Raw genomic sequence first — 25,439 nt, 5'->3', positions numbered from 1 at the left:
CGTTTGGGTATGGCGTCATCACGCTCACGCGCCGGGGCTCCGCTTGCGCCATTGGCCGAGGTCGGCTTCGATGCGCTCGTCGACGTTGCCGCTCCAATGCGCGCCAAAGCCGGCCGCGCGCAGCAACTCCACGATGCGGTGGCCCACCACCACGGTGTTGGCTTCGCGCTGCTCGATCTCGGGGATCATGCCGCCGCTGAAGGCCAGGCGCAGGCGGCCGGTGCGCACCGCGGTGTCGAGGTCCTGCGAGTGATAGAAGCAGCAGCCGCGAACGCCCGAGGCCAGCCGCCCCGCGGCGCGCCACTGCTCGCGCACGTCGTCGTGGCCGTCGGCCAGCGTGTTGCCCGCGCGATGCAGCGCAATGATCTTCTCGCCGCGCAGCTGCGCGAATACCGCTTCGAGCCGGTCGTATTCGGTCTGCGCGGGCCACCCGGATTCAGCCGCGCGCTTGGCGGCGCAGGCGCGTGCGGCCTCGGCCTTCACCCAGGCACGGTCCTCGGCGGAGAGCTCATCCGGATCGAGGTACTCGTCGGTGATCATCCATTCGACGTCGGCATCGGGATGGAAGCCGCTCCACACAAGATCGTGGATGCGTCCGCGTGTGTCTTCGGGATCGAGAGTGAGGGCCATGCGTGTTGGGTTGCCGCATCGGCGGCGACGAATCGTGCTTTCTTGTTTGTCTGCTGGCGGGAGCGGTTTATTTTCGCCCACCGCACCAGAGCGGCGCAGTAATGCGAAAGCATGAGCCCCTGCGGCCACCCCTTCCGCGCCGCGCCATCATGAAGGATGCGCCAGGACAAGGCAATGCAACGCGGCCCCCTGCGGCTGGCTATGCTCGGCGGCTCTTCATGCCGCAGCGCCATCCTTCCATCGACCTGATCGCCCACCCTCGCGTGGCCGGGCTGCCGCCTTTCGACGAACACGTGCCCACCGAATGGTGCTCCGACGCGCCACAGGCCACCGAGCGCATGCAGAAGCCGTTCTCCGACTGGATCGCATGGCTGGTCGCGCTGGCGGTGCTGGCCTTCATGGCCGCGTTCGGCTTCCAGGCCGTCACGTGGTCGCTGCGCGGCGGCTGGCAGTGGCTCTGGCTGCTGGTGGGGCTGCCGTTCTCCGGCATCTTCTGGGCGTCGACGGTGATGTTCCTCGTGACCACGCTGCGCGAGCGCCGCCGCGTGCGCGTGGCACTCGAAAACATGTCGCTTGAACGCGGCGAAGGCTTCCGCGCGGACATGCCGCTGGACCAGCGCCTGCGCGCGACAGTGCCGCCCGCGCGGGACGGCGAACGCACCGCGGCGCCGGAGCGCATCCGCGTGCGCCTGATGCAGCGCGCGATCCGCCACGACCCCGACGGCCACGCCGTGCTGGTCGACGAGTGCCGCGGCGAAACGGTGGCGCATTGCGAAGCCACCGACGATGCGCGCGGCAGCCGGCGGGTCTATGCGTGGACGCTGCGCGCGGGCCCAGCGCACGAAGGCGCGACGCAATGGTTCATCACGCTGCACGACGCGGCGCTGCCCGGCGGCCCGCCCTTCCTCGTGGCGGCGCTGCGGGAACTGCCTTCGGGCTGAGCCGGCCAAAAAAACCGGGCCATGCAAACGCATGGCCCGGTTTCTGTCTTTCGCCAGGCGGGAGGCTGCCGCGGCGGATTACAGCGGCAGGCTGTCGCCGCGGGCTGCAGCGCGGGCGGCGGCACGCACCGCGGCGCGGTCCACCGTGCTGGCCAAGACCGGTGCCGCAACGGCGGAAGCGCCTTCGGCATACGGATCGGCGCTGTGCGCAGCGGCCACGGCATCGGCGCGAACGGCGGCGCGGCTGACGGTCGAGACGATCGCGCGGGCCGGGCCGGCATCGGCGCCGGTGGCGTAAGGGTTGGCGCTGTGGGCAGCAACCACGGCCTGGCCGGCGACGTCGGCGCGGCTGGCGGCCGAGGTCAGCTGGTGCACGCCTTCGTACGATTCAGCGTGAGCGGCGCCGGCAGCGGCCAGCAGGGCGATGGAGATAGCGGAGAGGAGCTTCGAGGCGGTCATTTGGATGTCCTTCAATTCGTTTCAGTTCTTTTGCACTTGGATGATTTCGAACCGGTCTTGGGTGGGTCACCGCCCCGTCGGGGGGCGGCCACCTCGCTCGGGGCCCTGTTCACCCAGATCGGCTTGGGGGCCGGTCTGTGAGATGAATTGTGCGTCGTTATCTAAGTAAAAACCCTTAGCAAACAGAACCACGGCGTTCACACGTTGGAAACAATCTCCCGTTTCCGGAGGAGATCGCGGCTTGCCGTAGAGTCTTTGCATGCGCGAGCCCGCCTCCCCTCTTCCACCCCTCCCACCCCTGGCGGCCTGGGGCACCGCGGACACCGTCTTCGACGGGCTGGCAGGCGCGTGGGACCTGGAGCGGACCATCGAGGGCCAGGCCTCCATGAGCGGCGTCGCGGTGTTCACGCCGCTTGAGACTGGAATGCTGAAGTACCGCGAAGAGGGCCGGATCCGGCTGGCCGACGGCAAGGAGTTCGACGGGCATCGCGAATACTTCTTCGAGCGCACTCCCGGTGGCTTCGCGGTGCACTTTGCCGAGAGCCCGACGCGCCTGTTCCACGCCATCGGCATCGTGCGCGACGGCGATGTGCTCGCGGGGTCGGCCACCCATCTGTGCACGCCCGACACCTACGACAGCGGCTACCGCTTTCTGCCGGACGGCTCCTTCACGATCCGCCACGCGGTGCGCGGCCCGCGCAAGGACTATCTCTCGGCCACCGTCTTCACACGGCGCGGCGGCTAGATCGACGGGTCAGTCGCGATCGAGGCGCCAGCCCGGCATGCCGCGCATCACGGTCTGCACGAGCATCGCGCAGAGGCCGCACTTGATCAGGTCGCCGGGAATGAAGACCAGCATGGCCAGCGCCGCTTTCGGCAGCGGCATGTGGGCCACCCACGACAGCCCGACGATGCCGAAGGCATAGATCACGAAGATGCCGCCGATCACCGACGACAGGAAGGCCGCCGCCAGCAGCGGCAGGCCCGTGGCGCCAGCCATGCGGCGCACCGCCAGGCGCATCAGCAGGCCGCAGGCGAAGGCGCCGAACATCCAGCCGAACAGGAAGCCCGACGTCGGCCCCACGAACACGCTCAGGCCGCCTCGGCCGCCGGGCAGCAACGGCAGGCCCAGCGCCACCGCGAGCAGGAACAGCGCGATGGCCAGGAAGCCGCGGCGCGGCCCCAGCAGGCAGCCCGCCAGCATCACGCCCAGCGACTGCAGCGTGATCGGCACGCCGAACGGCAGGTCGATCTTCGGGATCAGGCCGAACACCGCCATCAGCGCCGCGAACAGAGCGATGTAGGAGAGCGAGCGGGACGAAGTGAGGGAGCCTGTGGTGGTGGTCATGGCGATCGCTTTCGAGGAATAGGACTGGAGCTCAGCGCCCGAGCCGCGCGGCCAGCGCATCGGCCACGCGCTCCGCCGTCTGCAGCGTGCGGATGGTCAGCGGTGCCAGCAGCCGCAGGCCGCCGCCGTGGCCTGCGCGCGCGCGGTAGGCGTCGTCGAGGCGCTGCCACTGCACGTAGAAATTCTCGGCGAAGCGCAGCATCAGGCCAAGCCCGAGCGCGATCCGCTCGGTCGGCACGCCGAAGCGCTGCAGCGGGTGCAGCACCGCCTCGAGCACCGCGAGCAGGTCTTCGAAGCGCGTGGTCAGCGTGAGCATCAGCGCGAGCGTGGCCGCGCTGGCAAGGCGCAGCGCGCTGGCCACGCCGAGCGAGGTCGTGCCCATCGCCCAGTGGAAGCCGACGATCATCCCGCCCGCGATCGCCACGCCGAGCAGCATGCGCGCGCGGCGCCATGCGGGCGGCCCGAGCGAGGCGAAGATCAGCAGCACCACCGCACAGGCGATGGCCAGGTGCACCGGCCGTTCGACCAGCACCAGCAGCGTGCCGCACACCGACAGCAGCGCGAGCTTGACCCACGCGGCGATCGCATGCATCCACGTCGGCTGCTCCGAGTAGAGGCTACGCACGGCGGCCCCGCTCCGATGCGGCGCGCTCGCGCACGTTCTCGGCGTAGGCCTCGCACACCTCGCGGCCCGGCCCGTCGTCGCGCACCCTGCCCTGTTCGAGCCACAGCACGCGCTCGAAGTCGTAGACGTGTTCGAGCAGGTGCGTGGACACGAGGATCTGGTGATCGCTGGCGTCGAGCTGCGCGGCCAGCCGCGCCTGGCTCAGGAGGTCGAGGCTGGCGAAGGGCTCGTCGAGCAGCAGCGTGGCGGGCTCGCTGATCTGCAAGGCCAGCAGGCAAACCTGCTGGCGCTGGCCCTGGCTCAGCTCGCCCACCGCGCGAGCGGCCCAGGCCTCGAGCCCGCGCCGAGCGAGGAAGTCGCGTGCCTGCTGCCGCGCCGCCTGCCGCGTTTCGCCGCGCGCGGTGAGGCTGAAGGCCAGTTCCTCGGCCACGGTCGGAAAGATGATCTGGTCGTCGGGGTTCTGGAACATCAGCCCCACGTGCTTCGACAGCTGCTTGCGGTCGGCCTGCGTGTCGCAGCCATGCACCACCACCCGGCCCTGCTGCGGCTGGTCGAGCCCGCTGATCAGGCGGAACAGGCTGCTCTTGCCCGCCCCGTTGTCGCCGATCAGGCCGATGCGCGCCTCCTGCAGGTGGAGCGTCAGCCCCTCGAAGACATGCTGGCTGCCGCGCACCAGCGTCACCGCTTCGAGGCGGATGCTGTGCGGGGAATCGGGTTCGGGCGGGGTCGGCTGCGGCAAGGGGCGCCCACTGTACCCGAACGCACCCTTGCGGCGCGGAGCTCAGGGCGTGGCGGCGAAGAGCCCGTTGATCTCACCGACCGACAGCATGCCCTCGCCCATCGCGCCGAAGCGGCCATGCTCGAAGGCCTCCCTGGCGATGCGGCCGACCAGCCCCAGCGCCGACTGCAGCGGGCCGCAGCCGAGGCTGATGCGCCGCGCGCCGGCACGCGCAAAGCCCTCGGCCGGCGGCGCACCGGCATAGCCCGCATACACGTTCACGGGCAGGCTCACCGCGCCGGCCATGCCGGCGATTTCTTCGAGGCTGGACATGCCGGGCACGAAGATGCCGTCGGCGCCCGCCGCCGCGTAGAGCCGAGCGCGGCGCTTCGCCTCCTCGAAGCGCGCCGCCGGGTCGTCCCAAGGCACGAAGTAGGCGTCGGTGCGCGCGTTGATGAAAAAGCGCGCGTCCAGCTTGCGGATGGCGGCGATGCGCTCGCACAGCACCTCCGGCGACGCCAGCTCGCGCGTGCCCGGCCGCGTGCCGTCCTCGATGTTGATGCCGGCCGCACCCATGTCGATCAGCGCGCTCGCCACGTCGCACACCGCCTGCGCGCTGTCGCCGAAGCCGCTTTCGATGTCGACGCTCACCGGCACGCTCGCCACGCGGCAGATGCGCGCACAGGCCGCGAGCAACTCGCTCGCCGGCATGCGCTCGCCGTCCGCGTAGCCGAGCGACCAGGCCATGCCCGCGCTGGTGGTGCCGAGGGCCGTGGCCCCGGCGCGCTCGACGATGCGCGCGCTGGCGGCGTCCCAGGCGTTGACGAGCACCAGCGGCCTGGGGCCTTCGTGCAGTTGGTGGAATGTCTCTGTCTTTTGCTGCGCGTCGCTGGCTCGCATGGTCATCCGTTCGGCAAGTTGAAGAATGACCGCAGCTTAGGAACGGCGCGCCGCGCCGACTTGGAAAAAACTGCTATTTCATTTCACGCCGTAGCCGCGCGCCGCCCGCAGCGCTGCCAGGCTCACCAGCACGCCGAAGCCCACGTAGAACGCCGGCGCGATCTTGCTGCCCGTGATCGTGATGAGCCAGGCGCTGATGAAGGGCGCGAAGCCGCCGAAGATCGCCACGCCGAAGCTGTAGCTCACCGACAGCCCGGTACCGCGTGTGGCCGCCGGGAACAGCTCCGACATCGCCGCCGAGATCGGCCCCCAGTAGGCCGAGGCCGCCACGCCCATGGCGGTGAGCGCCAGCATCAGCGCCGGCACCGACGGATGGTTCACCAGCAGGTAGAAGAGCGGCACGATCATCACCAGCATGACCAGCGCCGCCGCGCGCATCACGGGTATGCGCCCCACCCGGTCCGACATGCTGCCGAACAGCGGCACCAGCGCGAACTGCAGCACGCCGAACCAGAAGGTGCCGGCGAAGGCCATCGACGGCGGCAGGCCCAGCTGCCGCACCGCGAAGGTGGGCATGAAGAGGCCCGTGTACGCCACGATGGTCGCGAGGATGATGAGTCCCATCGCCGCCAGCGTGCGTCCGCGCTGGTCGACCAGCGTGGCGCGCACCGGCGCGGCTTCCTGCGCGGCGCGCTTGAACTCCAGCCCCTCGTCGAGATGGCGGCGGATGTACAGCCCCGCCGGCCCGATCAGCAGCCCGAAGAAGAACGGAATGCGCCAGCCCCACGACAGCAGCTGCTCGGGCGTGAGCAGTGCGTTGAGCCCCATGCCGAAGCCCGCCGCCAGGAAGGTGGTGACGCCCTGGCTCGCGAACTGCCAGCTGGAGAAGAAGCCGCGCCTGCGTGGGTCCTGCTCGGCCAGCAGCGCGGTGGCGCTGCCGAACTCGCCGCCCGCCGCGAAACCCTGCAGCAGCCGCGCGAGGATCACCAGCCCCGGCGCCCACAGCCCGATCTGCGCGAAGGTCGGTGCCACCGCGATCAGCAGCGTGCCGCACAGCATCAGCGCCATCGACAGCGTCAGCGCGTTCTTGCGCCCCTTGGCGTCGGCATACGCGCCCAGCACCAGCGAGCCGACGGGCCGCATCACGAAGGTCACGCCGAAGGTGCCCAGCGTGATGAGCAGCGACACGGTGTCGTTCTCTGCGGGAAAGAACAGCTTGGAGATGGTCACGGCGAGAAAGCCGTAGATCACGATCTCGAACCACTCCAGCGCATTGCCGATGGAGATGGCGGTGATGACCCGCAGCGTGCTCTGCTTTGTGGCTGATGGTTCGGCGGAATCGGACATGGCTGCCGTGCGTGGGGCGATTGTGCTCATGGTGCTGCGTGCTCCAGGGGTGATTGAACCGGATGCGCCGTGCCCGTCGCGGGCCGGACGCCGAAGTGATGCAGCACGTTGCGCAGCAGCCCTTCGAAACGGGGGTCGGCGCCGAGCACCCAGCTCGCACCGACGGCCCCTGCGTTGAACACGCGGCCGCCTTGCGGGCGCTCCCAATAGATCATCTCGGCCGAAAGGCCGCCCAGCGAATCGGTCGGCTGCGAGTAGTAGTCCAGATAGGCGTCGAGACGACCTGGGCGCTGCCTGCGCCCTTCGGCTATGACCTGGATGCCGCGCTGCGACTCGGGCAGGCTCTCGCCGGTCGGCAGCCTGCGCGTCATGCGGGTCAGCGTCGCCACGCTCAGGTCCCATTCATGGCCGATGGCGCGCGGCAGGCCGCCGCCCGGCGCATGGCCGAAGGTGGCGCCTTCGGCCAGGCCCAGCGGATGCGGCTGCGTGAACAGGAAGTGCTCCGGCTGCGTGGCGTGGTACACGCCGAAGTCGTCGCCATCGGCAAAGGCCCAGCCCGCCGACTCCAGCCCGATGAGCTCGGCGCAGGAACGCCCGGCCTGTCTGAACTGGCCGCCGCGCGCCCAGTCCTGCGAGTGGTACTGCTCGCCGTAGGGGCCGGCGGGCGGGCGCAGCTCCACCGACTCCGCGCCGTCCTCGTCGCCGGGGCCGCGCACCTTGCGCTGCTCCATCACCGTGCATCCCTCGTCATAGCTCACGCGCAGGTACATCGTGTTGCCCGACAGCACGATGGCGGTGCCGCCGTTCGACAGGTAGTCGTCGAGCCCGTCGCAGGCCGGCAGCGACCAGTATTCGCTGTGGCCGTTGATGAAGACTGTCTTGTAGGCCTTCAGCAGGCCGGGGTCGCGGTGCAGGTCGAGATCGCTCACCACGTCGTAGTCGTAGCCGCAGCGGTCCAGCCACACGTGCAGGCGGCGCTCCAGCCGCGTCCACTGGCTGAAGCCGGCATCGGCCGGGTCGTACAGCGCGTTGGGGCTGGCGTTGGGCCAGGGCATGCGCAGGCCCACCTGATAGGTCGGCTGGCCGCCGCGGTGGTAGGTGTAGCTGCAGAAGGCGGGCGCCTCGGGGTGGCTGTTCTCCAGGCCGGCGGAGCGACGCGGCCATACCGGATCGCTCGCGGTGTTCTTCGCGAAGGGCGTGGCCGCATAGGCCAGCCAGCTGTTCGTGGCGCAAAGCACCAGCACCGGCGCGGGGGCCCGGTGCGCGGCGCGGCGCACGATGAAGGCGATGTCGTAATCGGCGGGCCGGCCGTCGAGCAGGAAGCGCACGCGGCCCACGTACACGCCGGACTTCGCATCCGGCGGAATGCGCAGTGCATGGCTCTCCGGCCAGCGGCAGTCGTAGAGATCGTCGCTCGCCAGCCGCAGGCCGTGGCCGCGCGTGGGGTCGGCCAGCGGGTCGTAGCCCTCGTCTGAAAACTCGTTCACGCGGCCCGGCTCGAAGGCGGGGCCGACGATCATCCAGGTGCCGTGATTCACGATGCGGCCGCTGCGCTGGTGGCCGCTGGAATCGGCCACCGCGTCGCCGCGCTCCTCGCGCAATGGCCAGCAGGCGAGTACGGCGCGCCCGCGCGGCGTGTGCAGGCCCCGGTCGGCGAAACGCGCGCGCACCTCGTCGGGCCGCAGCGCCTGCGAGTAGATCGCGGGCATGACGACGTCGCCTTCGAGGAAAGCGTCCGTCAGGCCGTCGGTGCCGCTGGCGCCGAGGCGCAGCGGTGCGCTGCCCGGTTGCAGCGGGCCGTCGAAGCGACCACGCGCGACCGCCTCGCCATCGATCCACAGCACCGTCTCGCTGCCGTCCCACGTCGCGACGATGTGGTGCCAGTGCCTGGGCTGCAACGTGCCGCCCGTAAGCTGGCCCTCGGCCCGGAACGCCGCGCCGTCGCCCAGGTAGAACACCGCGCGTCCTTCTTCGTCGATGAAGAGCCCGTAGCCGCAGGCGCCCGGCAGGTCGAACTGCCCGATCACGCTCTGGCGCGTGCCCACGCTCCATACCTGCACCCAGCACTCCAGCGTGAGCGCACGCAGCGGCTGGTCGAGGCCGCGCTCGACCCGCACATAGGAGCCGGGGTGGATCGGGTGCACGCGCGGCGGGGATGGCTCGAAGCTGTGCAGCACCGTGTCGGCCGTGCGTCCCTCGGTGTCGGGGCCGAGCTGGCACACCGAGAGCGTGTAGGGCACGTCGCTGCTGATGTGGAAGCGCACCACCTCGCCGGCGGCCACGCTCTTGCGGTCGGTGTAGCCGTGCACGCCGGGCACCTGCAGGCTGCGGTGGGGCGGAAGAATCTTCTGCTGCTGCATCGTCATGCCGCGGTGGCCAGGCCCTTGGCCGCGATCTCGTCGGCCAGGCCGCGCAGCGAGCGTTCGAGCAGTTCCGCCAGCTCGTCGATCTCGGCGGGCGTAATGGTCAGCGGCGGCGTGATCATCTGGAAGTCGCCGAAGGCGCCCAGGTTGGCGCGCCGGTTGTACAGCGCGATGCCGTGCTTCAGCCCGTGCTCGGTGAGCCGCGCCGGCGCGTTGAAGCCCACCGGCAGCTGCCGCTTCGTCGCCTTGTCGGCCACGATCTCGATGGCGGTGAAGAGCCCCTTGCCGCGCACGTCGCCCACGATGGGCGAGCGCGCCGCCACCTCGTGCAGGCGCGCCATCAGCAGCTCGCCCATGTCGCGTGCGCGGGTCACGAGGTCTTGCCCGATCACCTCGCCGAGCACCGCGTTCGCCACCGCGCACGACAGCGGATTGGTGAAGTAGGTGTGGCCATGCACGAAGCCGCCGCTGCCCGCGACCGCGTCGACGATGCGGTCGGGTGCCAGCAGCGCGCCCAGCGGCGTGTAGCCCGCCGCCAGCCCCTTGGCCAGCGTGACGAGGTCGGGCCGCGCGCCGGCCCAGTGATGCGCCGCCAGAAAGGCGCCGGTGCGGCCCGCGCCACTCATGATCTCGTCGTAGATCAGCAGCACGCCGTGGCGGTCGCAGATCTTTCGCACGCGTTCGAAGTACGCGGCCGGCACCACCGCCGCGCCGGTGGAGAGCCCGCCGATGGGTTCCATGATGAAGGCCAGCACCGTGTCGGCGCCCTCGCGCACGATGGTGGTCTCCAGCTCGTCGGCGCAGGCCATCGCATGGCTCTCGGCGGTGTGGCCGGCGGGCACGCGGTAGGACAGCGGCGCGCTCACCTTCGGCATCTCGCGCACCATCGGCCCGTAGATCGACTGGGTGTGCGCATCGCCCGTCACGGCCAGCGCGCCGAGCGTGGAGCCGTGGTAGCTCGGGTTGCGCGAGATGACCTTGGCGCGCTTGGGCTGGCCCGTGACCACCGCGTACTGCCGCGCCAGCTTGATGGCCGACTCGTTGGCCTCCGAGCCGCCCGAGACGAAGAAGGCGCGGTCGAAGCCTTCGCCCGCCAGCGCGCAGACGCGATCGGCCAGCTGGATGCTCTGCTCGCTCTCAAAGAAGCGCGGATAGGCGAAGCTCACGCGCGCAGCCTGCTCCTGCATGGCCGCCAGCACGCGCGGATTGCTGTGGCCGATGTTGGCGACCACCGCGCCGGCCGTCGCGTCGAGAAAGCGGCGCCCGCCCTCGTCCCAAAGGTAGACGCCCTCGCCGCACGCGATGCGTGGCGGCCGGGGCGAGCCCTTGGCGGCATAGAAGCCGAGCACGGAGCCGCCCTTGGGCGTGTCGCCCACGGTGCGGGGGATGTTGTCTTCGGTCGAGGCGCTCATCGGTGGGTATCCATTCATTCGCAGTCCCTGGACGATAGGCAGAGGCCGCCGCCTCGGGTAGACGTATGGGTCGATGAAGTGCTATACGTCTGGCGCATGAAGAACACCCACGACCGGCTCGACCTGCTGCAGACATTCATCCGTATCGGCGAGAGCGGCTCGCTCAGCAAGGCGGCGCGCCTGCTCGACACCACGCAACCCACGGTGAGCCGCCGCCTGCTGGAGCTGGAGCGGTTGCTGGGCTGCAAGCTGGCGATCCGCAACACGGCCAACTTCTCACTCACCGACGAGGGCCGCTCGCTGCTGGCCGAGGCGCACGACCTGACCGACCGCTGGTCGGGCCTGTCGCAGCGGCTGCAGGGCGGGCAGAGCCGGCCCGAGGGCACGCTGCGCGTGATCGGCCCCTCGGGCTACGGCACCGGCTTTCTCACCGACGCGGTGACCGACCTGCGCGCCGCGCATCCGCAGCTGCGCGTGGAGCTCACGCTGACCGACCGCGTGGTCGACCTCGCGGCTTCCGGCGCCGAATGCTGGGTGTGCGTGGGCGAGGTGCGCGACCCCGGCCTAGTCTGCCGCACCGTGGGCCGCATGGAGCGCGTGCTGATCGCCACGCCCGAGCTGCTCAAGCGCACGGGCCCCGTCACGCTGGCACGGCTGCCCCAGCTGCCCTGCGTGGGCCTGATCCCGTACGTGACGGGCAACGTGCGGCTCATCAATCGCGCGGGCCGCTCGCGCATCGTGCCGCTCGATACGCCCATCCGCACCGACAGCCTGCTCGCGAGCTACCGCGCGATCCTCAACGGCGCGGGCATCGGCGCGGCGGCGCCCTGGATGTGCCATGAAGACATGCAGGCCGGCCGTCTGAAGCGCGTGCTGCCCAACTGGTGGCTGGAGCCCATCGGCGTGCACGTCGCGCTGCCGCCGGGGCTGTACCGGCCAGCGCGCGTCACGGCCTTCGTCGAGGCGCTGCGGCGGCGCATGCATGCACTGCCGGGGTTCCGGCCGGCGGATTGAGCCGCTGCTATGGCATCAGCGCAACCACCGGATAGCGCCGCCACTCCGGCTCCGCATGGCGCCGCCCGTGCATGAAGATGAAGTCCAGCACCGCCTTCTGGTCGGACAGCAGAGCGGGGTTTTCGGCCTTCCATTGCTCGAAGCGATGTTGCAGCCCGGGCTCTTCCTCCAGTATGCGCAGCGCCGTGTCCTCGAAGACGTAGGCCGAGAAGTTCTCCTTCTTCTCCAGCACGCTGTTGAAGAAGCCCCAGCGGAAGAAGCTGTCGTGGGCTTCGGGCTCCAGCGTCTCGACCACGTAGCGGGCATTGGCCTGGTCCAGCGGCACCCACACGTCGCCCGCATGCGCCTGGAAGGGCTCGGTGTGCGCAGCGAGCACCACCTCGTCATGGAACATGTGCCCTTCGTAGGCGTTCGCGCGGGAGGCCACGCTCCGGATGCGATACACGCGCGCCGCATCGAACAGCCGGTCCGCTTCGAGACGCTGCAACTCGACGCCATTCCACGCCAGCCGCTCGATCACTTCGCGCCAGGCCCGGGGCACGAGATAGGCCTTGGGCGCGGCAATGGACGCGACTTCGACGCAGCGGTCGAAGTGCACGATGTCCTTCTCCCAAGGCTGGCCGCGGTCGTAGGCCAGGCGCTCATAAGTACCCAGCCGGCTGGGCGTGCGAACCGCGCGATAGCCCTTGAAGCGCAGGCTCGCCGACCGGCTGCGGTCGTTGCGCCATGTCAGCGGCCAGCGCGCCTGTTGCGCCGTTGCGGCCCGGGCCTCGCGGCGCAGTTCCTGAATGCGCGCCGCATGCCCCACGGTGAACTCCAGCACCACCTCGACCAGCGTCCGCATGGCAGCCACGCGGTCGGCAAAGGGCTTGAGCATGTGGGTCTCGGGCATGAAGCCGATGGTGTGGTGCAGCGCGGCATAGCCGGTGGAAAAGCGCGGCAAGTCGAGGAAATCTTCGATGCCGTCGTCCGGCGTCTCGGCCAGCAGGTTCACGTACGGGCAGGTTGGCCAGCCGCGCCGGTCCATGCCGCCGTAGATCGCCGGCAGCATGCTCTCGCGCAGGAACTGTCCCAGCCCGCCGCCCAGCTTGTCGGGCTGGGTCGGGATCAGCGTCATGGTGTAGCTGTAGTCCGCGCCATTGGAGGTGTGGGTGTCGACCATCACGTCCGGGTCCCACGCGGTGAAGAACTTGTTGAACACCTGCGCGGCGAGGCTGTCGCACTTGATGAAGTCGCGGTTCAGGTCGAGGTGCCGGCCGTTGCCGCGGAAACCGAACGACTCGGGGCCGAGCTGGTTCACGCGCGAGGTGTCCTGGCGGTTGATGCAGCCGTCCACGTTGTAGACCGGGATGAACAGGAACACGGTGCCGCCCAGCGCCGCGAGCTGCTCGGGCCGGGTGCAGAAATCGCGCACCAGCGCCATGCAGGCGTCGATGCCCTCGGGCTCGCCGGGGTGGATGCCGTTGTTGTTGAAGAACACCGGGCGGCCCTGCTGCTTGAGCGTCTCGCGGTCGAACACGCCGTCCGCAGTGACCACGCCGGCGTGAAGGGGAACGCCGGTGTCCGACACGCCGATCTCGCCCCAGTGCAGCACGCCGGGAAAGTGGTCGGCCAGCCGCTGGTAGAAGGCCACGCATTCGGCCCAGGTGGTGGTCTGGTTGCCGTTGCCTGCCTCGAACGGCGTGGAGTACGGTGTGGCTCGCGAAGAGGTCATGGGAAGAAGGCTACAGTAGTCGCCCCAATCCGGTCGTCCAGCCCTTCTTTCTGCAAAAGAGCCAGACAAGGCCGCAACACACATTCGAGGAATCAGACATGGGCGCCCAATGGAAAGCAAAACACAAGGACCTGGCGGCCAATGCCAAGGGCCGGCTCTTCGGCAAGCTCGCCAAGGAAATCATGATCGCCGCGCGCGCGGGCGCCGACCCGGCCTCCAACTCGCGCCTGCGGCTGGTCGTGGAGCAGGCCCGCAAGGTCTCGATGCCCAAGGAAACGCTCGACCGCGCCATCAAGAAGGGCGCGGGACTCACGGGCGAGGCGGTGCATTTCGAGCACGTGATCTACGAAGGCTTCGCGCCGCACCGCGTGCCGGTGATGGTCGAGTGCCTGACCGACAACGTGAACCGCACCGCGCCTGAAATGCGCGTGCTGTTCCGCAAGGGCCAGCTGGGCACCTCGGGCTCGGTGTCGTGGGACTTCGACCACGTCGGCATGATCGAAGCCGAACCCGCCAGGCCCGACGCCGACCCCGAAGTGGCCGCCATCGAAGCCGGCGCGCAAGACTTCGAGCCGGCCGGCGAAGGCCATGCGGCGGTCTTCCTGACCGACCCCACCGACCTCGACCTCGTGAGCCGCGCATTGCCGGCCCAGGGCTTCACCGTGCTGTCGGCCAAGCTGGGCTACAAGCCGAAGAACCCGGTCGATCCGGCGAGCCTGAGCGCGGAAGACCTGGAAGAAGTCGAAACCTTTCTGGCGGCCATCGACGCGAACGACGACGTGCAGAACGTGTTCGTGGGCCTGGCGGGTTGAGCTCCCGGCCGCGCATGCTCGCCGGCAGATGCCTGTGCGGCGCGGTCCGCTACTCGGTGGCGGATGAGTTTGCCTACGCGCTGAACTGCCATTGCTCCGACTGCCGGCGCGCGACGGGCTCGGCCTTCAAGCCCTTCGCGGGCATCGAGCGCGGCAAGTTCGCCATCACACAGGGCGAGGACGGCATCACGGTCTACGGCAAGCCTGACGCGGGCGACCTGCACTGCGCCAAGTGCGGCTCGCTGCTGTGCTCGGTCGTGCGAGGCGGGCAGTTCGTGCACGTCACGCAGGGCACGCTGGTCGACACGCCCACCGTCCGGCCGAGCGCGCACATCTTCGTCGGCTCGAAGGCTCCATGGTTCACGATCACGGACGACCTGCCGCAACACAAGGGCCACGCCGGGGGGAGCTGAACCGCCCGCGCAAGAAGATGCCGGCCCGGCGCCGACAACGACATCCTGTGCCGTAGCGCGGCCCCAGTTCGGGCCTGCGCAAGCAGGGAGCGCTCCTATGCTCGATGAACTCTCTTTCTTCATCCGTGGAGCTTTCCCATGTCACTGCAAGATTTCAAGGTCCTCACCTTCGATGTCGTCGGCACGCTGATCGACTTCGAGGGCGGCATGCTCGCCTACCTGCGCAGCGCGGCGCCCGATGCCGACGTGAGCGATGACGACTTCCTCGCCGCCTACCGGCGAGCCCGCGCTGATGGCAGCGCCGGCTGGTATCCCGACGACCTCGAGCGCTGCTGGCACGCCATCGCCCCCGCGCTGGGCCTGCCCGACACGGATGCCATTGCGAAGGGCCTGCGCGACTCGGTCGCCCGGTGGCCGGCGTTCCCCGATTCGGTGGAAGCGCTGAAGCGGCTCGGCAAGCGCTTCAAGCTGGTGACGATGACCAACGCGCAGGCCTGGGCGCTGGCGCATTTCGACAAGACCCTGGGCTCGCCCTTCGACATGCTGCTGAGCTGCGACGACGCACTGTGCGAGAAGCCCGACGCGCGCTATTTCGCCTACGCCCGCGGCCGCTTCGAAGGCGCTTGGGGGTTCAAGCAGGCGGACAACCTGCACGTGGCGCAAAGCCAGTACCACGACATCGGCATCTCGAAACAGCTCGGCATCGCCACCTGCTGGATCGAGCGCCGCCATGCGCAGAAGGGCTCCGGCGGCACCATCGAGTCGAAGCACACCGTGCCCGACCATCACTTCCACACGCTGGCCGAGCTGGCCGATGCGGTCGAGGCGGGGCGCTGAGCACGGCGGCCATCGCCATCGCAACGCCTTCGTCATGATGGCCGCCCAAGGCACCCTGCCTGCCATCGATCCATTCCCATATCGCGATTCGAATATTCACAAGGAGCTTCCATGACCACTGTCTTCCGGCCCAAGTACATCAGCTTCGATTGCTACGGCACTCTCACCAACTTCCAGATGGCACCGATGGCGCGCAGGCTCTTCGCCGACCGCGTCAGTCCGGAAAACATCGAGCGGTTCTGCGAGGACTTCGCGGCCTACCGGCTCGACGAGGTGCTGGGCGACTGGCAGCCCTACTACGACGTCGTCTACAACTCGGTCCTGCGCACCTGCAACCGCTGGGGCGTGCCGTTCCGCGAGGCCGACGTCTCGGAAATCTACAACGCCGTGCCCACCTGGGGCCCGCACCCGGACGTGACCGCGGGCCTGGCCAGGATCGCCGACAAGATCCCTCTGGTCATCATCTCGAACGCCATGGACGCGCAGCTCGTGCACAACGTGAAGCTGCTCGGCGTGCCCTTCCACCGGGTCTACACGGCGCAGCAGGCCAAGGCCTACAAGCCCCGCCTGCGCGCCTTCGAATACATGATCGACTCGTTGAACGCGAAGCCGGAAGACTTCCTGCACGTGTCGTCGTCGATGCGCTATGACCACATGTCGGCGCGCGACGTGGGCATCAAGGACAAGGCTTTCGTCAATCGCAAGCACGAACCCGGCGTTCCAGCCTACGGCACGACCGAGATCTCCGACATCGGCGGCCTGCCGGCGCTGGTCGGCCTCTGAATCTGGAGCGATCGCCGGCATGACCGGCGATCGCTTCTTTCAAGCCGCCCGTTTCTGCGAAGCCGCCGCGAAGCGGCCGATGGAGAAGCTCTCGATCGGCGTCGACGTGCGGCCGGTGGCGATCAGCTCGGCCATGGTCTCGCCCACGCCGGGGCTGATCGCGAAGCCCTCGCCGCAGAAGCCGAAGGCGTAGTGCAGGCCGGGCACGCGGGCGCTGGGTCCCATCACCGGCTGCCAGTCGGCGATGTAGCCCTCGATGCCGCTCCACACGCGGATCAGCTGCACGTGTTCGAACGCCGGCACCACGCGGCGCAGTTCGCGCATCTGGCGCAGCACGTTGTCGGGCTTGACGTAGGCGCGGATACGGTCGGCGTGCGCCGGCCCCTTGAAGCCGCCGCCGAAGACGATGTTGCCGCGCGAGATCTGGCGGAAATACAGCCCCTCCTGCTCGATCGGCGAGGAGACGCCGATCGACGGACCTACCGCATAGGGCAGCGGCTCGGTCACGCCCATCTGCGGTCCGCGCGCCTCCATCGGCACGGGCTCGCCGAACTGCTCGGCCATGCGGTTCGACCAGGCGCCGCAGGCCACGAGCAGCTGCGGCGCGCGAAAGCGCCGGCCGTCCGCGGTGTGCGCCGCGAAGCCCCCGCCGTCACGCTCGACCTTCATCACCTCGGCATGCTCGACGATGTTCGCGCCCGCGCGCCGCGCCGCCCGCGCGAAGGCCGGTCCGGCCAGGCGCGGGTTGGCATGGCCGTCGTTCGGCGACAGCGAACCGCTCACCACCTCGGGCGCGAAGATGCCCCAGCGCTTGCGCAGCTGCGCGGCACTGAAGAGCTCCAGGTCGAGGCCCAGCGGCTTCACGTCTCTCGCGTGCTGCTCGAGCACCACGGCCTGCTGCTCGGTGTAGCAAACGCGCAGGTGGCCGTAGGGCACGAACTCCAGGTCTTCGCCGAGCAGTTCGTTCACGCGGCCCCAGACGGCGCGCGCGCGGTTGGCCAGCGGCATCTGCGCCAGCACGCGGCCCTGGCGGCGCACGTTGCCGAAGTTGGTGCCGCTGGCCTGCCGCCCCACCAGTTCGCGCTCGAGCAGCGTGACCGACAGGCCGTGCTGGCGGCGCAGGAAGAAGGCAGCGGTGGTGCCCATCAGGCCACCGCCGAGCACCAGCACGTCGGTGTTCGTGGTTTCGCTCATGGACTGACCTCGCGCGTATTCATCATCAATGGCTTGACCGGCGCCTGCGAACGCAGGCGACCCACCAGTTGCACCGGCACGCCGCTGGCCTGCGCCACGATCTCGGCCGACGCATGGCCGCAGAAACGGCCCTGGCAGCGCCCCATGCCGACGCGGCTGAAGGCCTTGGCGCGATTGACTTCGTGGCTGTCCATCTCGTTGACACAGCGGCGCAGTTCGCCCGCCGTCACGGCTTCGCAGCGGCACACGACCGCCTCGTCGGGCAGTGCCGCGGCCTGCGCATGCGGCCACGGAAAGGCGCGCGCAAGACCTTCGCGGAAGCGGTTCATCTGCGCCAGCGTGCGGCGCAGCGCGGCGGACTCCGTGTCGTAGAGCGCGCGGCCCGGCGCGTGGCCGAGGTCGGCCAGCGCCGCGAGCGCGGCCAGCCGGCCAGCGGCCTCGGCGCCGTCGGCACCGAGGATGCGGACGCCGTCACCAGCCAGGTACACGCCGCGCGTACTGCTGCGGCCGTCGGCATCGATGTGCGGCAGCCACTGCCGGCTCACGGGCTCGAAGTCGAACTCGCAGCGCGCCAGATCGGCCAGCTGCGTCTCTGCGCGCAGGTGCCAGCCGAGGCCGACGGCATCGCACGCGAAGCGCTGCTCGCGCCCCCGTGCATCGCGCACGGCAACGGCCTGCACGCCGAGGCTGTCGTCGCCATCGATGGCGAGCGGCACCACGCCTTGCAGCACCGGCACGCCCGCGCCGCGCAGCCCGCGGATCAGCGCGAGCCCGCGCAGCGCCAGCCGCGGCCGCGCGAGCAGCCCGCGCACGGCACTCCAGGACTTGGCGGCCGGCGCGGTGTCGAGCACCGCCGCCACCTGAGCGCCGGCCTGCACATACTGCGACGCCACGAGATACAGCAGCGGGCCGCTGCCCATGAAGACCACGCGCGAACCGATGGCGCAGGCCTGCGCCTTCAGCGCGATCTGCGAGGCGCCCAGGCTGTAGCAGCCGGCGCGGTGCCAGCCCGCCACGGGCATCAGGCGGTCGGTCGCGCCGCTGCAGACCAGCAAGGCATCGAACGGCAGCACCTGCGGCTCGCCGGCATGCACGACGTGCAGCGCGCCCTCGCTCACGTTCCAGGCCAGCGTCTCGCCGCGGTAGTCGATGTGGGCGCGCAGCGCGTCGAAGTCGTGGTGCAGCGCCTGTGCCTTCTCGGCTTCGGTGCCGTAGAGCTTGGCGTAGGGCCGCTTGAAGCCTTCGGGCTGGCGGCGGTAGATCTGTCCGCCGTCGCGCCGGCCTTCGTCCACCACCACGGGCCGAACACCGGCGCGCACCAGCGCCCGCAGGGCCGGTGCCGACCACGACGATGCGCGGCGAAGGCGAAGTTGGCGGCATCGCGCTCACCGCACGGCCGCCGCGGCGCCGCGCGCCAGCAGCTGCTGCAGGTCGGGCGTGGCGGGCCAATGGGCCGCGGGCGGCCGCGTGAGCACCGACATCCCCGCCTCGACGGGCGTCGAGCAGGCGCGCAGCCGCTCGCCCGCCGGCGTCCACACCCAGCAATCCTGGCAGGCGCCCATCAGGCAGAAGCCGGCGCGAGGTCCGTCGCCGAACTCGCTGTCGCGCACGCGCCGTCCGTTGCTCAGCAGCGCCACCAGCAGGGTGTCGCCGGCCAGCGCGGTGCGGGCCTCGCCGTCGATGTGCAGCGTCAACGCGGGCCGGTCGGTCTCCGCGAGCCGCACGAAGCGGTTGGGCAAAGCAGAGGGAAGATGGGTTTCGGGCATGGATGGATGAAGGCGCCGGTCAGCGCTCGTGGGGGAAAAGCCGTTCGATCGGACAGTGCGTCTTGATGAACGGCGACTTGATGACGATGTAGCTGAAGTACTTCGCGATGCCGATGTTGCGTTCGAGCAGCCCCTCGATCACTTCCTGGTAGTGATTCACGCCGCGCGTGAGGAAGCGCAGCAGGTAGTCGTAGCCGCCGCTGACGAGGTGGCATTCGAGCACCTCGTCGACCTCGCGGATCGCGGCCTCGAAGCGCACGAAGTCCTCGCGGTGGTGGTCCGACAGCGTGACCTCGGTGAACACGGTCAGCGTGTCGCCGAGCTTTTCGAGCCGCAGGTGCGCGCCGTAGCCCGCGATGTAGCCGGCCTGCTCCAGCCGCTTCACGCGGATCAGGCAGGGACTGGGCGACAACCCGACCGCATCGGCCAGGTCGACGTTGGTCATGCGCCCGTTCTTCTGCAGCTGGGCCAGGATGCGCAGGTCGAGTCGGTCGATCTTGAAAGCTTCTGACATGGCGGTGCCTGGAGAGAAGGAAAGTCCGATTCTGCGTCGCCGCCGGGTCTTGCGGGGCCTATGTGTACCGGCTTGTTCAGGCCGCCAGCGCGGCGCGGACGTCAGGCGCGTCGAGCACTTCGTCGAGCGTCTTCCTCAGCCGCGCGAACAGCTGCGCGAACTCATCCTCGGTGAAGGTGAGCGCGGGCGCGAAGCCGAGGACGTGGTCGCCGAAGGCGCGGAACACCAGGCCATTGCGGTAGGCGGCGGCGAAGATGCGCTCCGGCAGTCCGAGCGATGCGTCGAAACCGCGCTTGCTCGCCTTGTCGCTCACCAGTTCCAGCGCGCCCAGCAGGCCGCGGTGGCGGGCGTCGCCCACCAGCGGATGCGCACGCAGCGCGTCGAGCCCGGCCGCAAAGTGCGCCGCACCATGCTGGCCGTTGGCGAGCACGCCGCCCTCTTCGTAGAGCCGCAGCACCTCGAGCGCGACCGCGGCGCTGACCGGGTGCGCCGAATAGGTCGCGCCGTGCCCGACCAGGGCGCCTTCGGGCACGCCATCGGCGATGCCGGCATAGACCTTCTCCGACATCATCGTGGCGCCCATCGGCACGTAGCCGGCGGTCAGGCCCTTGGCCATGGTCATGAGGTCGGGCTCCACGCCTTCGGCCTCGCACGCGAACATCGGGCCGGTGCGGCCGAAGCCGGTGATGACCTCGTCCACCACGAAGAGGATGTCGAGCTCGCGCGCCGCCTCGCGCATGGCCTTGAGCCAGCCCTTGGGCGGCACGATGACGCCGCCCGAGCCCTGGATCGGCTCGCAGAAGAATGCGGCCACGTTGTCCGCGCCCAGCTCGGCCACCTTGGCGCGCAGGGCCGCGACCGATGCGGCGATCAATGACTGCGCGTCGGCCCCGTCCGGCTGGCGGTACGGATTCGGCGAAGGAATGTAGTGCTGCGTGGGCAGCGGCAGGTCGAAGCCGCGGTGGAAGGCCGGCAGCGCGGTCAGGCCCGCGCCGGTGGACGACGAGCCGTGGTAGCCGCGCTCCAGCGCGATGAAGTGCTTCTTCGACGGCCGGCCGGTCGCGTTGTAGTACTGCACGATGAAGCGCACGGCGGCATCGACCGCCTCGGAACCGCCCAGCGTGAGGTACACGCGGGTCAGCGATGCCGGCGTGATCTGCACCAGCTTTTCGGCAAGGCGGATGGCCGGCTCGCTGCTGAAGTGGAAGTAGCCGGTCGCGTAGGGCAGCCGGCGCATCTGCTCGGCCGCGGCCTGCACCACGCTCTCCTGCCCGTAGCCCACGTTCACACACCACAGGCCGGCGAAGGCGTCGAGCAGTTCGTGGCCGTTGCTGTCGGTCAGCCAGGCGCCGCGGCCCGAGGCCAGCACGGTGGGGCCGCGCTGCTCATGCACGCGCCAGGGCGAGACGGGGTGGATCAGGTGCGCACGATCGATCGCGTCGAGCGCGGCTTGGTGAGGCAATGCGGAGGGATGCGTCATGGGCTGTGTCCGGAGGAAGCTGGTGGCGAAGGAGGCTTTCGATGCCCCCAGCTTAGGATGCGCGACCCTCGGCTTGGTGCTGCTTTGAGGCCTCTGCACGAAGCACGCTGCCGTTGTGCGTGCCGCGACAGCAGATCGTGCGGCGTGCCTCCGGCAACTCGCGCTCAGTACCCCTTCTGGCGATCGACCAGCCCGACCATGGGCTCGCCCGCGGCGAAGCGCTGCACGTTGTCGAGCACCGCTTCGGCGGCACTGAGCGGCTGCGTCATGCTCGCGATGTGCGGCGTGAGCTGCACATGCGGATGGCGCCAGAAGGCATGCGCCGGCGGCAGCGGTTCGGGGTCGGTCACGTCGAGCACGGCTTCGCCGACCTGGCCACTGGCGAGCGCGGCCAGCAGGTCGGTGTCGACGAGTTGCGGGCCACGGCCCACATGCACCAGGCCGGCACCGGCAGGCAGCATCGAGAACAGCCGCGCGTCGAGGAAGCCGCGCGTCGAATCGGTCAGCGGCAGCAGGCACACGAGGATGTCGGTGCGCGCAAGAAAGGCCGGCAGCTCGTCGGCACCGGCATGGCATTGCACGCCGTCGACCGTGTGCCGCGAGCGGCTCCATCCCGCGCAATCAAAACCCATGCCGACGAGTTGCGCCAGCACGGCCTGCCCGAGCGAGCCGAGCCCGAGCACGCCGACGCGCCGTTCACCCGCGGGCCGCACCGGCAGCGGCTTCCACTGCCCTTCCTGCTGCTGGCGCCTGTATTGCGGCATGTCGCGATGCAGGCCGAGCACCGCATGCGTCACGTACTCGACCATGCCGCCCACGATGCCGGGCTCCACCATGCGCACCACGGGCAGCGCGGGCGGCAGCGCGGCGAAGTCGAACTGGTCGACGCCCGCGCCCGAGGAGAACAGCACTTCGAGATTCGGAAAGCGCTCGGCCAGATCGTCCGGCGGCTCCCAGGCGGCAAGAAAGCGTACCTGCGCGGGATCGCCGCTGTCGGGCCAGATGCGGAAGTCGATGTCGGGGGCGCGGCGGCGGAACACTTCGGCCCACAGGCGGCCTCGCACGGGGTCGGATTTGTAGAGGAAGGTGGTGGTGGTCATGGGTTTTGTTTGTGGGCGCGTTTTCGGGCGCTGTATTCGGGGTGCGTGCACAGGCCGCCGGGTACTCCCCTCCGCGAATGTCCCCCGCCCTCGGCTCCTCCTTTATTCCGCTGCGGGGAGCACCCGACGCCCTGTGCACAGTGGGCGCTGCCGTTGTGCTGGCTGATCAACGACTGCTCTGCTCGATCACGACGGCGGGGTGCCTTGCGCAGCGAAATAAAGGAGGAGGCCGAAGGCCGGGGGACATTCGCGGAGCAAGGTACCCCGTCGGCGTGATCGCCCCACCAAAGAGCAAGTCTTCACCCAACAGCCTGAGTAACAACAGCAAAGAGCGAAGGCCCGCCAGCCGGCGTAACCAGCGGCACACCACGCACCATCGTCGTAGGCGCATCAACGCGCAGCAGCCCGATGCTCTCCAGGCACTCGGCCAGCCCGCTGTCGAAGTCGATGTCGATGCGCGTGAAGTGCCCGGCGTTGACGCTGGCGAGATGGGCGATCAGCGCCTTCGCGCCGTCGAGGTCGGGCGCAACCACAGGCCCGATGACATGCCCGCGCCCGAAGCGGCGCAGCATCGCGAAGCCGCGCGCTTCGTTGTCGTGGTCGAGCACCACGCAGGCATCGGCGTTGGCCAGCAGGTCGGCGATCAGCGCATCGCGCGGCATGCCACGCGCCGCAGCGTCGAGCGCCTGCAGGGTGGCCGCCTCGTTCAGGCCGGCGGGCCGCAGGCGCCAGCCCGGCTGCAGCGCAACCAGCGGCGCCGGCTGCGCGATGCCCTGGTGCTGCCTCAGTTCACCCGTTCGCACGAAGCCCAGCCGCTCGTACAGGCCGCGCCCTTCGGCGGTGGCATGCAGCAGCACCGTATGTTCCTCCAGGCCTTCGAGCATCGCGCTCATCAGCCTGTGCCCGATGCGCCGGCCCTGGCAGGCCGGCGTCACGATCACGAGGCCGATGCTGGCATGGCGCTCGCCCCAGTGCCAGCGCTGTGCGGTGGCGACGATCTCGCCGTCGCGCTCGGCCACGATGCCCTCGGCATGCGCGAACACCTGCGCCCAGTCGGCCAGCCGGTGCGGCCAGCGCAACTGGGCCGACAGCGCATGCGTGGAGGGCAAGTCGGCGGACGTCATCGGTCGGAGCACCACGCCGTCGTCGGGTGCATTCGGGGTCTGATCGGGCATGAAGGGTCTCTGTAGCGAAGGGGATGTCCCTTGCATCTTGGACGACATCAGCGCCCGATGCCAGACCGAAATCGCCTGCCGGCGCAACTCGCAAGCTTCGCCTGCCAAGGGCCCGGGGTTTGCAATTCGCTGCCGCCACGGGTTCGCTTACGCACACAAATGCCGCGCCGACCTGCCTAGCATCGTCCGTCCATTCTCCGGCGCCATCGTGGCCTCCTTCCATTCTTCCCATGCAAGTCGTCGCCCGCTCAAGATCCGCGTGCCTCCGGGGCAGTTCATCGGCGGACGCTTCGTCCCCGATGCCGGCCTGCGCTTCAAAAGCGTGCCGATCGACTTCGCCGCGACGCAACGAGGTGCATGGCCGCACGCGCCAGGGGCAGACCGCACGGCATGCCGCCGCGCCCCCTCCAAACCGCAGCTTTCATGCGCCGGATGCCGTATTTCCCAATACCTGCGGCACGGCTGCGTGCTGCAATCACTTCGTCATGAGCTTGTCGCATTTGTCGTCCAAGGAACTTGAAACCATGAGCCCCCGCCCCAGGCAAATCGCCCTCGATCGCCGCGGCATGCCGGCTCGCTCCTGCGTGGGCCGGATGCCATGAAGCTCGACTCCTACTGGACCGATTCGGCCCCCGCGTTTCTGGCCGCGCCGCAGGAGCTGCCGGCGCAGGTCGATGTCGCGATCGTCGGCGGCGGCTTCACCGGCCTTTCGGCCGCACTGGCAATGGCCAGGCGCGGCGCCCGGGTCGCGGTGCTGGAAGCCGGCCCGCGCGTGGCGGCCGAAGCCTCGGGGCGCAACGGTGGGCATGTCAACAACGGCCTCGCGGTCGACTACGCCGATGTGGCGGCCAAGGTCGGCGTCGAGCGGGCGCGCGGCTGGTACAACGCCTACGACGACGCGGTCGACACCGTGGCGCGGCTGGTGCGCGACGAGGCCATCGACTGCGACTTCATGCGCCACGGCAAGCTCAAGCTCGCCACGCGCGCCAACCAGATGGCCGCGCTCGAACGCAGCGTGCAACGCCTGATCGACGACGGTGTGGACAACGACGTCGAGATCCTCGACGCACCGCGCGTGCGCGCCGAGGTGCAGAGCGAGCGCTTCCACGGCGGCCTGCTCTACAAGCGCAGCGCCCAGATGCACATGGGCCGCTTCGCGCACGGGCTGGCGGTGGCCGCGCAGCGCAACGGCGCCGCGATCCACACGGGCACGGAAGTGCGCCGCATCGAACGCCTGGGCCAGGGCCATGCCCACCGGCTGCACACCGCGCGCGGCGTGGTCACGGCGCAGCAGGTGCTGCTGGCCACGGGCGCGACGCGCCATGGCGGCTACGGCAGCTTCGGCTGGCTGCGCCGGCGCATCGTGCCGATCGGCAGCTTCATCGTGGTCACCGAACCGCTCGGCGCGGAGCGCGCGCAGGCGCTGCTCGCGGCCCGGCGCACCTACACGACCATCGCGAACATCCACCACTACTTCAGGCTCACGGCCGACCACCGGCTGGTGTTCGGCGGGCGCGCGCGCTTCGCGATTTCCAGCCCGCAGTCGGATGCCGCGAGCGGCGACATCCTGCGCGCGGGGCTGGCCGAGACCTTCCCGCAGCTCGGCGCGGTGCGGCTCGACTATTGCTGGGGCGGACTGGTCGACATGACGCAGGACCGCCTGCCGCATGCCGGCGAGCGCAACGGCCTCTATTACGCGATGGGCTACAGCGGACACGGCACGCAGATGTCGGTCCACATGGGCGAACGCATGGCCGCCGTGATGAACGGCGACGCGTCCGCCAACCCCTGGCGGGGCCGCGACTGGCCCGCCATTCCCGGCCACTTCGGCCCGCCGTGGTTCCTGCCCGCGGTGGGCTTTTATTACCGGCTCAAGGACAGGCTGGCCTGAGGG

25 protein-coding genes and 1 pseudogene are annotated in these 25,439 nt (G+C 69.8%); 9 read left to right on the top strand and 17 right to left on the bottom strand.

What is annotated here, in order from left to right:
- Positions 1 to 24: 24 nt before the first annotated feature.
- Positions 25 to 630 (bottom strand): DUF6891 domain-containing protein, encoded by a 606-nt coding sequence (locus ACEN9N_RS26795; protein WP_007828446.1) that lies wholly within the window; start codon positions 628 to 630, stop codon positions 25 to 27.
- A 218-nt stretch (positions 631 to 848) separates the two neighbouring features.
- Between ACEN9N_RS26795 and ACEN9N_RS26790 the strand changes: the two genes are divergently transcribed.
- A complete protein-coding gene (locus ACEN9N_RS26790) occupies positions 849 to 1,571 on the top strand; it encodes a hypothetical protein (protein ID WP_495654926.1) in 723 nt (240 codons plus the stop codon).
- A 78-nt stretch (positions 1,572 to 1,649) separates the two neighbouring features.
- Here ACEN9N_RS26790 and ACEN9N_RS26785 read toward each other — a convergent pair whose 3' ends face one another.
- Complete coding sequence (locus ACEN9N_RS26785) at positions 1,650 to 2,030, bottom strand: hypothetical protein (protein WP_007828449.1); 381 nt, start codon at positions 2,028 to 2,030, stop codon at positions 1,650 to 1,652.
- 259 nt (positions 2,031 to 2,289) lie between these two features.
- On the opposite strand from ACEN9N_RS26785, the gene ACEN9N_RS26780 reads away from it, so the two are divergent.
- On the top strand, positions 2,290 to 2,775 hold the full coding sequence (locus tag ACEN9N_RS26780; RefSeq protein ID WP_495654925.1) for a DUF6314 family protein: 486 nt from the start codon (positions 2,290 to 2,292) through the stop codon (positions 2,773 to 2,775).
- Between the two features lie 9 nt (positions 2,776 to 2,784).
- Here the strand turns inward: ACEN9N_RS26780 and ACEN9N_RS26775 are convergent, their stop codons facing one another.
- The 7 genes from ACEN9N_RS26775 to ACEN9N_RS26745 all read right to left on the bottom strand — a co-directional run bounded on the left by ACEN9N_RS26775 (position 2,785) and on the right by ACEN9N_RS26745 (position 10,743).
- Positions 2,785 to 3,378, bottom strand: coding sequence for a biotin transporter BioY (locus ACEN9N_RS26775; protein WP_413312414.1), 594 nt, complete (start codon positions 3,376 to 3,378; stop codon positions 2,785 to 2,787).
- 31 nt (positions 3,379 to 3,409) lie between these two features.
- Positions 3,410 to 4,003, bottom strand: a complete 594-nt coding sequence (locus ACEN9N_RS26770; RefSeq protein ID WP_495654924.1) for an energy-coupling factor transporter transmembrane component T family protein — start codon at positions 4,001 to 4,003, stop codon at positions 3,410 to 3,412.
- The gene (locus tag ACEN9N_RS26765) at positions 3,996 to 4,742 is read right to left on the bottom strand and encodes an energy-coupling factor ABC transporter ATP-binding protein (protein ID WP_495654923.1); all 747 of its coding nucleotides are present in this window, start codon (positions 4,740 to 4,742) and stop codon (positions 3,996 to 3,998) included. The genes ACEN9N_RS26770 and ACEN9N_RS26765 overlap by 8 nt, the downstream gene beginning before the upstream one ends.
- Positions 4,743 to 4,784: 42 nt before the next feature.
- On the bottom strand, positions 4,785 to 5,621 hold the full coding sequence (locus ACEN9N_RS26760; RefSeq protein WP_495654922.1) for an isocitrate lyase/PEP mutase family protein: 837 nt from the start codon (positions 5,619 to 5,621) through the stop codon (positions 4,785 to 4,787).
- Positions 5,622 to 5,699: 78 nt separating this feature from the next.
- Positions 5,700 to 6,998: an MFS transporter gene (locus ACEN9N_RS26755; RefSeq protein ID WP_495654921.1), complete on the bottom strand. Its 1,299-nt coding sequence runs from the start codon at positions 6,996 to 6,998 to the stop codon at positions 5,700 to 5,702.
- Positions 6,995 to 9,334, bottom strand: coding sequence for a N,N-dimethylformamidase beta subunit family domain-containing protein (locus tag ACEN9N_RS26750; protein ID WP_495654920.1), 2,340 nt, complete (start codon positions 9,332 to 9,334; stop codon positions 6,995 to 6,997). The genes ACEN9N_RS26755 and ACEN9N_RS26750 overlap by 4 nt, the downstream gene beginning before the upstream one ends.
- Complete coding sequence (locus tag ACEN9N_RS26745; RefSeq protein WP_495654919.1) at positions 9,331 to 10,743, bottom strand: aminotransferase family protein; 1,413 nt, start codon at positions 10,741 to 10,743, stop codon at positions 9,331 to 9,333. Before ACEN9N_RS26745 ends, ACEN9N_RS26750 begins: the two co-directional genes overlap by 4 nt.
- Before the next feature lie 96 nt (positions 10,744 to 10,839).
- On the opposite strand from ACEN9N_RS26745, the gene ACEN9N_RS26740 reads away from it, so the two are divergent.
- Positions 10,840 to 11,757: a LysR family transcriptional regulator gene (locus ACEN9N_RS26740; protein WP_495654918.1), complete on the top strand. Its 918-nt coding sequence runs from the start codon at positions 10,840 to 10,842 to the stop codon at positions 11,755 to 11,757.
- Positions 11,758 to 11,764: 7 nt separating this feature from the next.
- Here ACEN9N_RS26740 and ACEN9N_RS26735 read toward each other — a convergent pair whose 3' ends face one another.
- Positions 11,765 to 13,471, bottom strand: a complete 1,707-nt coding sequence (locus tag ACEN9N_RS26735; protein ID WP_495654917.1) for a M14 family zinc carboxypeptidase — start codon at positions 13,469 to 13,471, stop codon at positions 11,765 to 11,767.
- A 98-nt stretch (positions 13,472 to 13,569) separates the two neighbouring features.
- Here ACEN9N_RS26735 and ACEN9N_RS26730 point away from each other — a divergent pair, with 98 nt between their 5' ends.
- The 4 genes from ACEN9N_RS26730 (at position 13,570) to ACEN9N_RS26715 (ending at position 16,316) form a co-directional block, all read left to right on the top strand.
- The gene (locus ACEN9N_RS26730; RefSeq protein WP_007828471.1) at positions 13,570 to 14,283 is read left to right on the top strand and encodes a YebC/PmpR family DNA-binding transcriptional regulator; all 714 of its coding nucleotides are present in this window, start codon (positions 13,570 to 13,572) and stop codon (positions 14,281 to 14,283) included.
- Between the two features lie 14 nt (positions 14,284 to 14,297).
- Positions 14,298 to 14,696: a GFA family protein gene (locus ACEN9N_RS26725; protein ID WP_495654916.1), complete on the top strand. Its 399-nt coding sequence runs from the start codon at positions 14,298 to 14,300 to the stop codon at positions 14,694 to 14,696.
- 138 nt (positions 14,697 to 14,834) lie between these two features.
- A complete protein-coding gene (locus ACEN9N_RS26720) occupies positions 14,835 to 15,533 on the top strand; it encodes an HAD-IA family hydrolase (protein ID WP_007828475.1) in 699 nt (232 codons plus the stop codon).
- A 111-nt stretch (positions 15,534 to 15,644) separates the two neighbouring features.
- Complete coding sequence (locus ACEN9N_RS26715; RefSeq protein ID WP_007828477.1) at positions 15,645 to 16,316, top strand: haloacid dehalogenase type II; 672 nt, start codon at positions 15,645 to 15,647, stop codon at positions 16,314 to 16,316.
- Between the two features lie 39 nt (positions 16,317 to 16,355).
- On the opposite strand, the gene ACEN9N_RS26710 is transcribed toward ACEN9N_RS26715, so the two are convergent.
- The 7 genes and pseudogenes from ACEN9N_RS26710 to ACEN9N_RS26680 form a co-directional block, all read right to left on the bottom strand.
- A complete protein-coding gene (locus ACEN9N_RS26710; protein WP_007828479.1) occupies positions 16,356 to 17,510 on the bottom strand; it encodes an NAD(P)/FAD-dependent oxidoreductase in 1,155 nt (384 codons plus the stop codon).
- A pseudogene (locus ACEN9N_RS26705) lies at positions 17,507 to 18,890 on the bottom strand (FAD/NAD(P)-dependent oxidoreductase). Before ACEN9N_RS26705 ends, ACEN9N_RS26710 begins: the two are co-directional and overlap by 4 nt.
- Before the next feature lie 5 nt (positions 18,891 to 18,895).
- Entirely contained in the window at positions 18,896 to 19,276 is a 381-nt protein-coding gene (locus ACEN9N_RS26700) for a (2Fe-2S)-binding protein (RefSeq protein ID WP_413312400.1), read from the bottom strand.
- 19 nt (positions 19,277 to 19,295) lie between these two features.
- Complete coding sequence (locus ACEN9N_RS26695; protein WP_007828485.1) at positions 19,296 to 19,790, bottom strand: Lrp/AsnC family transcriptional regulator; 495 nt, start codon at positions 19,788 to 19,790, stop codon at positions 19,296 to 19,298.
- Between the two features lie 76 nt (positions 19,791 to 19,866).
- Complete coding sequence (locus ACEN9N_RS26690) at positions 19,867 to 21,270, bottom strand: aspartate aminotransferase family protein (protein ID WP_495654915.1); 1,404 nt, start codon at positions 21,268 to 21,270, stop codon at positions 19,867 to 19,869.
- Positions 21,271 to 21,434: 164 nt separating this feature from the next.
- Positions 21,435 to 22,370 (bottom strand): 2-hydroxyacid dehydrogenase, encoded by a 936-nt coding sequence (locus ACEN9N_RS26685; RefSeq protein WP_495654914.1) that lies wholly within the window; start codon positions 22,368 to 22,370, stop codon positions 21,435 to 21,437.
- 299 nt (positions 22,371 to 22,669) lie between these two features.
- Positions 22,670 to 23,545 carry a GNAT family N-acetyltransferase gene (locus ACEN9N_RS26680; RefSeq protein WP_007828491.1) on the bottom strand — a complete coding sequence of 292 codons (876 nt, stop codon included), beginning with the start codon at positions 23,543 to 23,545 and terminating at the stop codon, positions 22,670 to 22,672.
- Positions 23,546 to 23,582: 37 nt separating this feature from the next.
- Here ACEN9N_RS26680 and ACEN9N_RS26675 point away from each other — a divergent pair, with 37 nt between their 5' ends.
- Complete coding sequence (locus ACEN9N_RS26675; RefSeq protein WP_495654913.1) at positions 23,583 to 24,065, top strand: hypothetical protein; 483 nt, start codon at positions 23,583 to 23,585, stop codon at positions 24,063 to 24,065.
- Positions 24,066 to 24,143: 78 nt separating this feature from the next.
- A complete protein-coding gene (locus ACEN9N_RS26670; protein WP_413312393.1) occupies positions 24,144 to 25,436 on the top strand; it encodes an NAD(P)/FAD-dependent oxidoreductase in 1,293 nt (430 codons plus the stop codon).
- Positions 25,437 to 25,439: the final 3 nt, after the last annotated feature.

The sequence above is a fragment of the Variovorax sp. Varisp46 genome (assembly GCF_059491885.1).
This window is presented reverse-complemented; position numbering and strand designations above follow the sequence as displayed.